The sequence below is a fragment of the Methylobacterium sp. WL6 genome, from assembly GCF_008040095.1.
GTDB lineage: Bacteria > Pseudomonadota > Alphaproteobacteria > Rhizobiales > Beijerinckiaceae > Methylobacterium.
On record NZ_VRVH01000123.1, the window covers coordinates 1 to 13,102 of the forward strand.

Annotated in this window: 14 protein-coding genes; 11 read left to right on the forward strand and 3 right to left on the reverse strand. The window is 70.8% G+C overall.

The genetic code is table 11. The features are described from left to right. A partial coding sequence (gene secG / locus FV230_RS16190) for a preprotein translocase subunit SecG (RefSeq protein ID WP_147843129.1) occupies positions 1-364 on the reverse strand: 364 nt, incomplete at its 3' end. Between the two features lie 260 nt (positions 365-624). On the opposite strand from secG, the gene FV230_RS16195 reads away from it, so the two are divergent. Then, on the forward strand, positions 625-1,065 hold the full coding sequence (locus FV230_RS16195; protein WP_147843130.1) for a nuclear transport factor 2 family protein: 441 nt from the start codon (positions 625-627) through the stop codon (positions 1,063-1,065). 15 nt (positions 1,066-1,080) lie between these two features. On the opposite strand, the gene tpiA is transcribed toward FV230_RS16195, so the two are convergent. Continuing rightward, positions 1,081-1,842 carry a triose-phosphate isomerase gene (gene tpiA / locus FV230_RS16200; RefSeq protein WP_147728023.1) on the reverse strand — a complete coding sequence of 254 codons (762 nt, stop codon included), beginning with the start codon at positions 1,840-1,842 and terminating at the stop codon, positions 1,081-1,083. A 278-nt stretch (positions 1,843-2,120) separates the two neighbouring features. On the opposite strand from tpiA, the gene FV230_RS16205 reads away from it, so the two are divergent. The 5 genes from FV230_RS16205 (at position 2,121) to trpE (ending at position 8,368) form a co-directional block, all read left to right on the forward strand. Then, positions 2,121-2,657: a TadE/TadG family type IV pilus assembly protein gene (locus FV230_RS16205; RefSeq protein WP_147843131.1), complete on the forward strand. Its 537-nt coding sequence runs from the start codon at positions 2,121-2,123 to the stop codon at positions 2,655-2,657. Next, entirely contained in the window at positions 2,657-3,370 is a 714-nt protein-coding gene (locus FV230_RS16210) for a TadE/TadG family type IV pilus assembly protein (protein WP_147843132.1), read from the forward strand. Before FV230_RS16205 ends, FV230_RS16210 begins: the two co-directional genes overlap by 1 nt. Then, positions 3,355-4,821: a pilus assembly protein TadG-related protein gene (locus FV230_RS16215; RefSeq protein ID WP_147843133.1), complete on the forward strand. Its 1,467-nt coding sequence runs from the start codon at positions 3,355-3,357 to the stop codon at positions 4,819-4,821. The genes FV230_RS16210 and FV230_RS16215 overlap by 16 nt, the downstream gene beginning before the upstream one ends. A 125-nt stretch (positions 4,822-4,946) precedes the next feature. Continuing rightward, the gene (locus FV230_RS16220; protein WP_147843134.1) at positions 4,947-6,845 is read left to right on the forward strand and encodes a peptidylprolyl isomerase; all 1,899 of its coding nucleotides are present in this window, start codon (positions 4,947-4,949) and stop codon (positions 6,843-6,845) included. Positions 6,846-6,850: 5 nt separating this feature from the next. Continuing rightward, on the forward strand, positions 6,851-8,368 hold the full coding sequence (gene trpE, locus FV230_RS16225) for an anthranilate synthase component I (protein ID WP_147843135.1): 1,518 nt from the start codon (positions 6,851-6,853) through the stop codon (positions 8,366-8,368). A 2-nt stretch (positions 8,369-8,370) separates the two neighbouring features. Here the strand turns inward: trpE and FV230_RS16230 are convergent, their stop codons facing one another. Then, positions 8,371-8,811: a MarR family winged helix-turn-helix transcriptional regulator gene (locus FV230_RS16230; RefSeq protein ID WP_147843136.1), complete on the reverse strand. Its 441-nt coding sequence runs from the start codon at positions 8,809-8,811 to the stop codon at positions 8,371-8,373. 69 nt (positions 8,812-8,880) lie between these two features. Here FV230_RS16230 and FV230_RS16235 point away from each other — a divergent pair, with 69 nt between their 5' ends. From FV230_RS16235 to moaC, 5 genes are read left to right on the forward strand one after another with little or no spacing between them, the layout of a single operon-like run. Further along, on the forward strand, positions 8,881-9,663 hold the full coding sequence (locus FV230_RS16235) for a VOC family protein (RefSeq protein WP_147843137.1): 783 nt from the start codon (positions 8,881-8,883) through the stop codon (positions 9,661-9,663). A gap of 58 nt (positions 9,664-9,721) precedes the next feature. After that, positions 9,722-10,369 carry an aminodeoxychorismate/anthranilate synthase component II gene (locus FV230_RS16240; RefSeq protein ID WP_147729087.1) on the forward strand — a complete coding sequence of 216 codons (648 nt, stop codon included), beginning with the start codon at positions 9,722-9,724 and terminating at the stop codon, positions 10,367-10,369. A 36-nt stretch (positions 10,370-10,405) separates the two neighbouring features. Then, on the forward strand, positions 10,406-11,419 hold the full coding sequence (gene trpD, locus FV230_RS16245) for an anthranilate phosphoribosyltransferase (RefSeq protein WP_147729088.1): 1,014 nt from the start codon (positions 10,406-10,408) through the stop codon (positions 11,417-11,419). 9 nt (positions 11,420-11,428) lie between these two features. Continuing rightward, the gene (gene trpC / locus FV230_RS16250) at positions 11,429-12,304 is read left to right on the forward strand and encodes an indole-3-glycerol phosphate synthase TrpC (RefSeq protein ID WP_147843138.1); all 876 of its coding nucleotides are present in this window, start codon (positions 11,429-11,431) and stop codon (positions 12,302-12,304) included. A 2-nt stretch (positions 12,305-12,306) separates the two neighbouring features. Next, positions 12,307-12,798, forward strand: coding sequence for a cyclic pyranopterin monophosphate synthase MoaC (gene moaC / locus FV230_RS16255; RefSeq protein WP_147843139.1), 492 nt, complete (start codon positions 12,307-12,309; stop codon positions 12,796-12,798). The last annotated feature ends 304 nt before the right edge of the window (positions 12,799-13,102 follow it).

Here is a 13,102-nt window from a genome sequence, read left to right on the forward strand (position 1 = left end):
CCGCCGGGGTGCCCGCGGCCGGGGCGTTGTTCTGCCGGCGCAACGTGTCGAGCAGGTTGTCGGCGCCCGCGGGCTGGCCGGCCGGCTGCGTCGTGCCGTTGGCGCCGTCGAGGATCGATTTCGGCGCGGCGGAGCGGTGCGACATCACCGCCAGGGTCAGGCTGGTGACGAAGAACAGGGCGGCGAGAATCGCGGTGGCCCGCGTCAGCGCGTTGGCCTGGCCGCGCCCGGTCATGAAGCCCGAGACGCCGCCGCCGCTGCTGCCGGCGCCGAGGCCGAGGCCGCCCTCGGACCGCTGCAGCAGCACCACGCCGATCAGCGACAGCACGATGATGAGATGGACGACGATCAGGACGGTCTGCATCGGAATTCCGGAATCGTTCTTGCGCGCGCCGGTCCCGGGAGCCGCTCGCTGGGACGGGGAGCGGGACACGACGGCCGGAGCGGCATCGCACCGGCTACAAATCTGCCGGGGGCATACACCACAAGCGTGCGGGCGCCAAACGTGACGATCGGCGCGCCGATGTCAGCCGCCCGGCTCCCCGAACGATCGCTCCGCGTGCTCAAAGGCGGGCGCGAAGAGCGGCGCTTCGGATCGGCCGCCTCGGACCGGAGGATGACGCCATGCCCATCTCACGCCGCCTCGTGCTCGCCGTGGCGCTCGCCGCCTCCGTCGCCCGGGCCGCCCCGGCGGGCGCGGCGGGACCGGAGGCCGAGGTGGAGGCGGCGGTCGACACCCTGACCGCGGCCTTGCTCGCGCCGGACGCGGCCACCCTCGACGCGCTGGTGCTCGACGGCCTGAGCTACGGTCATTCGAGCGGCGCCGTGCAGGGCAAGGCGGCCTTCGTCGACGCGCTGACGAGCGGGCGCTCCGCCTTCCCAAGCATCGTCCTGTCGGACCGCTCGGTCTCGGTCGTCGGCGAGGACGCCATCGCCCGGCACGTGTTCAGCGGCGAGGCGACCTCCGGCGGCAAGACCGCGCCGGTGCGCATCGGCGTGATGCAGGTCTGGCACCGGGACGGCGGCCGCTGGCGGCTGCTCGCCCGGCAGGCCTACAAGATCTGAGCGGGCGCGGATCGCTCAGGCGTAGGCGGCGCAGATTCCCAGAAAATCCTCGGCGACGAGGCTGGCGCCGCCGACGAGCGCGCCGTCGACGTTCTCCACCGAGAGCAGCTCGCGCGCGTTGCCGGGCTTGACCGAGCCGCCGTAGAGGATGCGGATCTTGGCCGCCTCCTCGCCGACGAGCTTGTCGAGCATCTCGCGCAGGGAGGCGTGGACCTCGGCGATCTCGCGCGCCGTCGGCGTGCGGCCCGAGCCGATCGCCCAGACCGGCTCGTAGGCGATCACGGTGTCGGCGCCGGTCGCGCCCTTCGGCGTGCCGATGGCGAGCTGCGCCCGGACGATGTCGAGGGCCCGGCCCTGCTCGCGCTCCTCCATGGTCTCGCCGACGCAGATGATGCCGCACAGGCCGGCGCGCCGGGCGCCCAGGGCCTTGGCGTGGACGCCGTCGTCGGTCTCGTGATGGTAGGCCCGGCGCTCGGAATGTCCGACGATGACGTAGCGCGCGCCGAGGTCGGCCAGCATCTCGGCGGAAATCGAGCCGGTGAAGGCGCCGCTCGGCTTGGCATGGAGGTTCTGGCCGCCGATGGCGATCGACGAATCGTAGGTCGCGGCGACGCAGGCCGAGATCAGCGTCGAGGGCGGGCAGATCAGCAGGTCGATCGTCTCGGCGAGCGCCGGGGACAGGCCGGTCCGCACCGCGTCGACCACGGGGATCGAGGCCCGGGTGCCGTTCATCTTCCAGTTGCCCGCAACCAGGGGCCGCCGTCCCGAACGCATCATCGATGTCCCTGCCGTCCCAAACGCCTGCCGGCGCACGCGTGGGCCGGGGCTACCAGAGCCCGCATGAGGGCGCAAACCGGATCGGCCGCGCCGGGAGACGATCCGCGACGAAGATCACCCGGCCCCCGCTCCGGGGACGGGCGGCATGCCGAGACGCGATGGATCGAAAGAACCGAGGACACCCGCGCGGGGGATGCCGGCGAGGCGGAGGGGCGATAGGCCGAAAACGGCTACCCTATGTTAGATCGGCCTTAATTCCTGACATGCGATCACGGCGCATGCGCGGTCCACGGACATTCCTTCAGGCGAGAGGCGGAGCGACGGCGGTCGAATTCGCCCTCGTCGCGCCGATGCTGCTGTTGACGATCGCCTTCGTCATGGCCGTCGCCCTGGTGATGTTCGTCAACCAGCGGCTCGATTACGCGACGAGCCAAGCCGCCCGGCAGGTGATGATCGGCAAAGCCAAGATCAATGGCATCGATCAGGCGACGTTCAAGACCGCGCTCTGCAGCAGGCTGCCGGCCGTGATGTCGTGCGGGAACGTCGTGGTGAACCTCTACAAAGTGCAGCCGACCTCCGGCGCGAGGAGCGGCTACTACGCCTTCGTCAAGCCGGACGTCAGCGGCCTCCTGGTGCCGTCCCAGACGAGCGGATCGGGCCAGTACGATCTCGGCAATGCTGGAGACTATCAGTACCTGCAGGTCATCTACCCGATTTCGGTCCTGCCGAGCGTCTTCGCATCCCTGCTCGGCACCGACGGCTCCACGAGCTATCTGGCGATCTCGACGGCGGCATTCCGCAACGAGAAGTTCTGATGGCACCCCGTCGGCCATCCCTCACGCAACGCTTCCGCGACGACCGGCGCGGGCTGTCGGCGGTCGAGTTCGCGCTCGTCCTGCCGGCGCTGCTCGCGCTGATGCTCGGCGGCATCCAGCTGGTCACGTACGTGAACGCGACGCGCAAGGTCGAGCTCGTCGCGCACTCGATCAGCCAGATGATCTCACAGGTGCCGCCGCCGCCGGGGTCCACGATCGCCACGGTCAACGCGACCGACCTTCACTTCAGCTTCGATTCGGCGCTCGTGCTGTTCCCCTACGTCATGAAGGATGCGGCCCGGCAGAACGTGCTTTGGTCGAACGACATCACCATCAAGTACGCCAGCGTCGCCTTCACGCAGAAGTCGACCGCCTGCAACGACCCGGCCGACATGAGCGCCTGCTACACGGCCAACGTCGTGTGGACGAGCACGGGCACGTCCGGCAGCACCCAGCGCCCCTGCGGGACGCCTTTGCTGCCCGCCGACAATACCGCCGCGCCGAACGTCGGAACATTGCCGCGCTCGGTCTACGGTCCCGGCTCGATCATCGTCATCGACGTGGCATTCACCTTCAAGCCGCTCTTCGGTGCGAAGTTCTTTTCAGGCAGCCAGATCGCCCGCTCGGTCTACGTCCAGCCGCGCTACGCCACCCTCGTGAACTACGACACCGCGAACAGCGACGGGATCGCCACGAAATGTTCTGGCTACTGAACCGCCTTCGCCGGGCAGACCGGCACGCCGTCTCGCGTCCGAGCTTTGCGGAGGCACGGAGTGGCAACGTCGCGATGATCTTCGGCCTCAGCCTGATCCCGCTGGTCGGGCTCATCGGGCTCGGGGTCGATTACGGCGTCGCGATCACCAACAAGACGAAGCTCGACGGCGCGGCGGACGCGGCCGCGGTCGCGGCCGTGGCGACGGCCAAGGCCTACATCGCCGCCAACCAGGGCCAGCCCAACCTCACCGCCAAGGCGATCGCGGCGGGCATCACCCAGGCCACCAACGTCTTCAACGTCAACGCGGGGAAGGTGCCGTTCACCACCTACACGCTGCAGACGCCGCAGCTGGCCCCGGACGGCCAGTCCCTGACGTCGACGGTCGCCTACAGCGCCACCGTGACGAACACCTTCGGCCGGATCTTCCGCACGCCGACGACCCCCCTCGCCAATACGGTGACCGCGTCGACCGACCTCGCAAGCTACCTCGACTTCTACGTGATGGTGGACGTGTCGGGATCGATGGGGCTGCCGACCTCGGCGAGCGACATGAACCTGCTCGCCAGCATGAACGTCGAATCGACGCTCACCGATTCCAAACAGGGATGCATGTTCGCTTGCCACTGGCCCGGAGCCAACGGGTGGAACCTGGCAGTCAATCACAAACCGAAACCGATTCAATTGCGTTCGGATTCTGTCAACAATGCCGTTTGCTCGCTGCTTCAGCGTGCCACGAGCCAAATGATCGTCCCGAACCAGTACCGGGTCGGCATCTATCCGTTCATCAATCAGTTGGCGACGCTTTCTCCGCTCTCCAGCAACCTTGCCACGGCGAACACGGCGGCCGAATGCACGAAGCAACCGCCAATGGCGTTCACCAATCTTCTCGATACCAACACCACCCAGCTCTCCGTCAACGGCGATCCGAGCACCGGCACGGGGAGCGGCGGGACGCATTTCGAGGTCGCCCTGCCTCAGATGAAGTCGACCATCTCGGCTTACGGTGATGGCTCGTCCACCAGCAACCCGAAGCCGTTCGTGTTTCTCATCACGGACGGAATGCAGAACGGTCAACACTACTATCTTTGGAAGAACGGAAAGTACACGTATCCTGGAAATCCATCGAAGTTCAACGGCTATGCCAACGCGTGGTGGGACGGTTCCAGCCCCGCCCAAATGGACCCGTCCAATTGCACAGCGCTGAAGAACGCCGGCGCGACAATCTCAGTCCTCTACATCCCCTATATTACGATCAACTCAACCAACGACGGAACCTATACGGCTTGGGAGAACAATCAGGTCAACCAATTCAGCCCGACGCTCTCGACCCCGCTCAAGAGCTGCGCCTCGCCGGGCTTCTTCTTCACGGCCAGTTCGGCGGACGAAATCAATGCTTCGCTGAGCGCGATGCTCGACCGCGCCGTGAAGATGACCCGCCTGACGCAGTAGGCTCGGCGGCGGCCTTTGCCTGCCGGTGCGGACTAGGCTATCGCGGGCGGATCGAAGGACGGCGCCTCGCGGCGCCCGACAGGGCCGGATCCCCCCGGCGATCCGAGCGCGCGTAAGCCAAGAGAATGCTGCAGAACATCCGCAACGCGAGCCAGCACTGGCTCGGCAAGATCGTGCTGACGGTGATCTTCACGTTCCTGATCGCGGGCGTCGCGGTCTTCGGCGTCGAGGAGTTCTTCCGCGGCGGCTCGTCGACCGCGGTGGCCACGGTCGGCAAGACGCCGATCACGGCCGAGGCCGTCCGCACCGCCTACCAGAACCAGCTCCAGCGCTACCAGACGCAGATGCGGCGCACGCTGACCCCGGATCAGGCGCGGGCGCTCGGCGTCGACCGGCAGGTGCTGTCCCAGCTCGTGACCGAGGCGTCGCTCGACCAGAAGACCTCCGATCTCGGCCTCGCGGTGCCCGACGCGTCGGTGATCCGGGCGATCCACGACGAGAAGAGCTTCCAGAATGCGCAAGGCCAGTTCGAGTCGGCGCTGTTCTACCAGACCCTCCAGCGCGCCGGCCTGAACGAGGCGATGTTCGTGCGCGAGCAGCGCGCCGTCATCGCGCGGCTGCAGCTCGCCGAGGCGGTCTCCGCCGACCTGCACGTGCCGGAGGCGATGCGCCTGGCGGTGCATCGGTACGCCACCGAGCGGCGCAAGGCCGCCTACCTGATGCTGCCGCCCTCGGCCGCCGGCGAGGTCGCGGCGCCGAGCGAGGACGCGCTGAAGGCCTATTACGAGGGCAACCGCTCGGCCTACCGTGCCCCGGAATACCGCGCCGCGACCCTGCTGGTGCTCGACCCGGGGGCGATGGCCAAGCCCGACGCGGTCTCGGCCGAGGAGGTGCAGAAGGTCTACGACCAGGAGAAGGCGCGCTTCGGCGCGCCCGAGAAGCGCACGATCCAGCAGATCGTGTTCCCCGATGCCGCGGCCGCCGAGGCGGCGCGCAAGGCGATCGCCGACGGCAAAAGCTTCGCCGCGGTGGCGGAGGAGCGCGGCACCGACGGCAAGGACCTGACCCTGGGGACGCTGACGCGGGCCGAGCTGTTCGATCCGGCCGTGGCCGATGCCGCCTTCGGCCTCGACAAGGACGGCACCAGCCAGCCGGTGAAGGGCCGCTTCGGCACGGTGCTCCTCCACGTCACCGCGATCGAGCCGGCGACGGTGAAGACGCTGGCCGAGGTCGAGCCGGAGATCCGCAGGCAGATCGCGCTGGCGCGGGCCCGCGACGGCGTCGACAAGATCCACGACGCGATCGAGGACCAACGCGCCGGCGCCAAGCCGCTCGCCGACATCGCCAAAGAGCGCGACCTGCCGATCGTGACGATCGCGGGCGTCGACGCGCAGGGCAAGGACCCGGCGGGCCGGACGGTGGCCGGCATCCCCGATTCCGAGACGACGCTGCCGGCGCTGCTGCGCGCCGAGATCGGCGGCGACAACGAGCCGCTGCGGACCAAGGCCGGCGGCTACGTCTGGTACGACGTGACCAAGATCGACGCGGCGCACGACAAGCCCCTCGACGAGGTCCGCGACGCGGTCGCCGCAGGCTGGCGCGAGGCCGAGGTGTCGCGCCTGCTGCAGGCCAAGGGCAAGGCTATGGCCGAGCGGCTCGAAAAGGGCGAGACCCTCGCGGCGCTCGGCACCGAGATCGGCGTCAACCCGCAGGAGGGCGACGATCTGGCCCGCAACCAGGCCAAGGACGCACTGACGGTCGACGTGGTCAACCGCATCTTCGCGACCGCCGTCGGCAAGGCCGGCTCGGCCGCGTCCGGCGAGGCGCGCGCGGTCTACAAGGTCGAGGCCGCGACGATGCCGGCCTTCGTCGCCGGCAGCCCGGCCGACAAGACCATCGAGGGCAACTTCCGCACCGCGCTGGCCGACGACGTGCTCGGCGAATACATCGCCGAGGTGCAGAAGAACGCCGGCGTCAGCGTCAACCAGGCGGCGCTGCGGCGCGCGATCGGCGGCGAGTACTAGGGCCGATGGCGGACGCGTCCGACTACGCCGCCTACGCGGCGGCCTACGAGGCCGGTCGCCCGGTCCTCCTCGACCTGACGCTGGTGGCCGACCTCGAGACGCCGGTCGCCGCGTTCCTCAAGCTGCGCAGCCGCCATTCCGGCCCGGCCTTCCTGCTCGAATCGGTCGAGGGCGGCGTGGTGCGCGGGCGCTACTCGATGATCGGCCTCGATCCCGACCTCGCCTGGCGTTGCCGCGACGGCCGCGCCGCGCTCGCCCGCGACGACCTCTCCGCCTTCGTCGCCGACGCGCGCGCGCCGCTCGAGTCGCTGCGCGCGCTGATCGCCGAGAGCGCGATCGTGGAGGGCGAGGGCTCCGAGCTTCCGCCGATGGCGGCCGGCCTGTTCGGCTATCTCGGCTACGACATGGTCCGTGCCATGGAGCGGCTGCCCGAGCCCAATCCCGACCCGCTGAACGTGCCCGACGCCATCCTCGTGCGCCCGCGGGTGATGGTGGTGTTCGATTCCGTGCGCGACCTGATCACCGTGGTCTGCCCGGTGCGCCCGGTGGCCGGGGTGACGGCGAAGGCCGCCTACGAGGCGGCGCTGGCGCGCCTCGACCGGATCGCCGAGGCGCTGGAAGGCCCGCTGCCGATCGAGGCGCGGGTCGACCTCGCCGCGGTCGCGAGGCCCGAGCCGGTCTCGAACACCTCGCCGGAGGCCTATCTCGCGATGGTGGCCAAGGCGAAGGATTACATCGCCGCCGGCGACGTGTTCCAGGTGGTGCTGTCGCAGCGCTTCGAGGCGCCGTTCACCCTGCCGGCGATCGCGCTCTACCGCTCGCTGCGGCGCACGAACCCGGCGCCGTTCCTGTGCTACCTCGACTTCTGCGAGTTCCAGGTCGTCTGCTCGTCGCCCGAGATCCTCGTGCGGGTGCGCGACGGCAAGGTCACGATCCGGCCGATCGCCGGCACCCGCCGCCGCGGCGCGACGCCGGCCGAGGACCGCGCGCTCGCCGACGAGCTGCTGGCCGACCCCAAGGAGCGCTCCGAGCACCTGATGCTGCTCGACCTCGGCCGCAACGACGTCGGCCGCGTCGCCAGGCTCGGCACCGTCACCGTCACCGGCTCGTTCTTCCTCGAATACTACAGCCACGTGATGCACATCGTCTCGAACGTCGAGGGCGACCTCGACCCGAAGCACGACACCCTGGCCGCGCTCGCGGCCGGGTTCCCGGCCGGCACGGTCTCGGGGGCGCCGAAGGTGCGGGCGATGGAGATCATCGACGAGCTCGAGCGCGAGAAGCGCGGGCCCTACGGCGGCTGCATCGGCTATTTCGGCGCGCGCGGCGAGATGGACACCTGCATCGTCCTGCGCACCGCGATCGTGAAGGACGGCCGCATGCACGTGCAGGCCGGCGCCGGCATCGTCTACGATTCCGATCCGCAATCCGAGCAGCAGGAATGCGTGAACAAGGCCCGCGCCCTGTTCCGCGCGGCCGAGGACGCGGTGCGCTTCGCGGCGCAGGCGAAGCGCGGGCAGTAGGCTCAGCCGAGCGCGCGCAACGCGGTCCGCAAGGCATCCGCGTCGACCCCGCCGAGCGCCGCATCGACGGCCGTGTGCGTCTCGCGCCAGACCGGCACCGCGGCCGCGAGGCTGGCGCGGCCGGCCTCCGTCAAGGCCAGGAGGCGGCCGCGCCGGTCCTTCGGATCGACGGCGACCGTCGCGAGGCCGCGCCGCTCCAGAACCTTCACGGCGGCGGTGAGCGTCGTCCGGTCCATCGCGAGCAGGCCGGCCACCGACGCCATCGGCGCCGGCTCGGGTCGGTTGAGGGACATCAGCAGCGAGAACTGCCCGCTCGTCAGCCCGAGCGGCCGCAGCGCGTCGTCGAAGCGGCGACTGAGGGCGCGGGCCGCGCGCTGGGCATGCAGGCAAAGGCACGTCTCGCGGACGGCGGCGGTGGTCGCGAAGGGGACGACGGTTGACATCCGTCGAATTACGTTGATACCAACGCAAATCGCAATGCGACAAACGTGCCTGTTCCGGGAGCCGAGACCATGGCGGATCACGCGGGCACCTTCGTCTGGTACGAGCTGACGACGCCCGACATCGCGTCGGCGCAGGCCTTCTACGGCGCGGTCGCGGGTTGGAGCATCGTCGATGTGGGGATGCCCGGGGTCGACTACCGCATCGCGCGGGCGGGCGACGTCCAGATCTGCGGGATGATGGCCCCGACCGGATGCGAGCCCCCCGCCGGCGCGCGGCCGGGCTGGCTCGGATACGTCGCGGTCGCCGACGTGGACGCCTCCGCCGCGCGCGTGACGGCGGCCGGCGGGCGCGTGACCTTCGGACCGCGCGACATCCCGGGCGTCGGCCGGTTCTGCATCGCCGCCGACCCGCAGGGCGCCGCCTTCGCGCTGTTTCGCGGCGACGGGACGCCGCCGCCGATGCCGCCGCCGGGCACGCCCGGCCCGTTCGGCTGGCACGAGCTGCACGCCCGCGACGGGGAGCCGGCCTTCGCCTTCTATGCCGGCCTGTTCGGCTGGGAAAAGTCCATGGCGGTCGATATGGGGCCGATGGGCACCTATCAGGTCTTCGCCCGCCACGGGGTCGACCTCGGCGGGATGATGACCTCGCCGATGCCGGCAGCCCCGTGCTGGCTGTTCTACATCGCCGTCGAATCGATCGACGCCGCGGCCGAGCGGGTCGCTGCGGCCGGCGGCACCGCCCTGCGGGGCCCGCACGCGGTGCCGGGGGGCGCCTGGATCGTCCAGGCGCGGGATCCGCAGGGCACGCTGTTCGCCCTGGTCGGCCCGAGGGTGGCGGCCTCACCGGCGTGAAGCGGCAGACGCGCCCGTCGCCTTGACCGGCGCCGCCGGCCGGGCCAGATCGTCGGTCATGGAACCCGCGCCGACGCCCTCCGTCCTTGTCATCGACAACTACGATTCCTTCACCTGGAACCTCGTCCACCTGATCGGCCCGCTCAGCGGCGCGATCGACGTGGTGCGCAACGACCAGGTGACGGTCGACGAGATCCGCGCGCGCGCGCCCGACGCCCTGGTGCTGTCGCCCGGGCCCTGCACCCCGAACGAGGCCGGCATCTGCCTCGATGCGGTCAGGGAGCTCTCGGGCGAGATCCCGATCTTCGGGGTCTGCCTCGGCCTCCAGGCGATCGGCCAAGCCTTCGGCGGCGACGTGGTGCGGGCGCCCGCGCCGATGCACGGCAAGGTCTCGACCATCCGCCACGGCGCGAAGGGCATCTTCCGCGGGCTCAACGACAGCTTCGACGCGACGCGCTACCATTCGCTGGTGGTCGACCGCGCCGGCTGCCCCGAGGCGCTGACGGTGACCGCTGAGGCCGACGGCCTGATCATGGGCCTGGAGCACGCGCACCTGCCGGTGCACGGCGTGCAGTTCCACCCCGAGAGCATCCTCTCGCATCACGGCACGCGGATCCTGCAGAACTTCCTCGACATCGCGACGGCGTGGAACCGGGCGCGCGGGCGGGACCAGGCACGTGACAAGGCCCGTCCCGGCGTGCATTGACGCGGGATTCCCGCGAACGCGTCGCCCGTCGAGCCGATGGAATCCTTCAAGCCCCATCTCGCCAAGGTCGCCGCCGGGTTCTCCCTCGACCGGGCGGAAGCCCGCGCGGCGTTCGACGACCTGCTCTCGGGCGAGGTCACGCCCGTCCAGGCCGGCGCCTTCCTCGTCGGCCTCAAGGTCCGCGGCGAGACGCCGGACGAGATCGTCGGCGCCGTCGAGGCGATGCGCGCGCGCATGGTCCGGGTCGCAGCGCCGGCCGGCAGCGTCGACGTGGTCGGCACCGGCGGCGACCACTCGGGCAGCTACAACGTCTCGACGCTGGCCGCGATCGTCACCGCCGCCTGCGGCGTGCCGGTGGCCAAGCACGGCAACCGCGCCGCGACCTCGCGCTCGGGCGCGGCCGACGTGCTGGCGGCGCTCGGCGTCAGGCTCGGGCTCGACCCGGCGGGCTTGAGCCGGTGCCTGACGCAGGCCGGCCTGTGCTTCATGTTCGCCCAGACCCACCACGGCGCGATGCGGCACGTGGCGGCGGTGCGCTCGGAATTGCCGGTGCGCACCATCTTCAACCTGCTCGGGCCCCTCTCGAACCCGGCCGGCGTCGAATGCCAGCTGCTCGGCGTGTCGCAGGCGGCCTGGGCCGAGCCGCTGACGCAGGTCCTCGCTGAGCTCGGAAGTCGCCGGGTCTGGACCGTGCACGGCTCGGACGGGCTCGACGAGATCACCGTCACCGGCCCGACCCAGGTGGTGGCGCTGGAGGACGGCCGGATCTCGACCTTCGCGGTCGATCCGCGCGACGTCGGCCTGCCGCTGCACGACCTCGAGGCGCTCCGCGGCGGCGATCCCGAGCACAACGCGCGCGCCTTGGCCGACGTCCTGTCGGGCACGCGCAACGCCTACCGGGACATCGCGGTTCTGAATGCGGGCGCCGCGCTCGTGGTCGCAGGCCTGACGCACGCCCTCGCCGACGGCGTCGCGCGGGCGCAGGATGCGATCGATTCGGGGGCGGCCCGCGCGACGCTGGCCCGCCTCGTCGCGGTCTCGAACGGATAGGGTATACCGATGGCCACCGACGCCCTCGCCGAACCGCCGCCTCCGACCGAGCCGCCGGCGACCGATCGCTCGAGCGTGCTCGCCCGCATCGAGGCCTACAAGCGCCGCGAGATCGCCGAGGCGAAGCTGCGGGTGCCGCTCGCCAAGCTGGAGACGCGCGCCGCCAAGGCCTCGCCGCCGCGGGGCTTCGCCGACGCGATCCGGGCGCACGTGGCGGAAGGGCGCCCGGCGCTGATCGCCGAGGTGAAGAAGGCCTCGCCGTCCAAGGGCCTGATCCGGGCGGATTTCGACCCGGCCGCGCTGGCTGCCGCCTACGAGAAGGGCGGCGCCACCTGCCTCTCGGTGCTCACCGACGAGCCCTCGTTCCAGGGCCGGCCCGAATACCTCACCCAGGCGCGCGAGGCCTGCCGGCTTCCGGTGCTGCGCAAGGACTTCCTGTTCGAGCCCTACCAGGTCTACGAGGCGCGGGCCTGGGGCGCCGACTGCATCCTGGCGATCATGGCCTGCCTCGACGACGACGAGGCGGAAGCCCTGGTCGAGACGGCGCACGAGCTCGGCATGGACGTGCTGGTCGAGGTGCACGACGCCGCCGAGCTCGCCCGCGCGATCCCGCTCGGCACCGTGCTGATCGGCGTCAACAACCGCAACCTGAAGACCTTCGAGGTCTCGTTCGAGACTGCGATCACGCTCGGCGCCGAGATCCCGCCCGACCGCATCGCGGTGGCCGAGAGCGGCATCGGCGGCCATGCCGACGTCACCCGGCTCGGCCGCCACGGCCTCAACGTCGTCCTCGTCGGCGAGAGCCTGATGCGCCAGGACGACGTGACGGCGGCGACGCACGACCTGCTGTTCGGGCCCAAGGCCGCGAAGAAGGCGAAGGGCTGATCGTGAACGAACCCCGCCTCACGCATCTCGACGCCACCGGCGCGGCCAACATGGTCGACGTCGGCGACAAGCCCGCGACCACCCGCACCGCCCGCGCCGAGGGGCGGGTGGTGATGCTGCCCGCCACCCTGGCGCTGATCCGCGAGGGCGATGCCAAGAAGGGCGACGTGGTCGGCACCGCCCGCCTCGCCGGGATCATGGCGGCCAAGCGCACCCACGAGTTGATCCCGCTCTGCCATCCGCTCCTGCTCACCAAGGTCCGGGTCGATTGCGAGATCGACGACGCGCTGCCGGGCCTGCGCCTCACGGCGGAGGTCCGCGTGCAGGGCCCGACCGGCGTCGAGATGGAGGCGCTGACCGCCGTCTCGGTCGCCTGCCTCACGGTCTACGACATGGTGAAGGCCGCCGACCGCGGCATGCGGATCGAGGGCATCCGCCTGCTCGCCAAGGACGGCGGCCGCTCCGGCGTGTACCGCGCGGAGGACGCGGCGTGATGGCCCCCGGCGCTCATCCCTCCCCCCTCTGCGGGGGCGGGTGGCCCACGAAGCGGGTCGGGAGAGGGGAACGCCGCATCCGGAGAGGTCGCACCCCTCTCCAAACCTTCGGTGCCGCGAGGCCCACCCTCCCCCGCAGAGGGGGGAGGGAGAAAACCGGAGCGCGTCCGGGACCGGGGGCGCTCGCGTGAGCGGCCTGATCCCCGTCGCCGAAGCGCTCGCGCGCATCCTCGCGAGCGTGCCCGGGCCGGTCGCGGCCGAAGAGGTCGCGATCGCGGAGGCCGCCGGGCGCACGCTGGCGGCC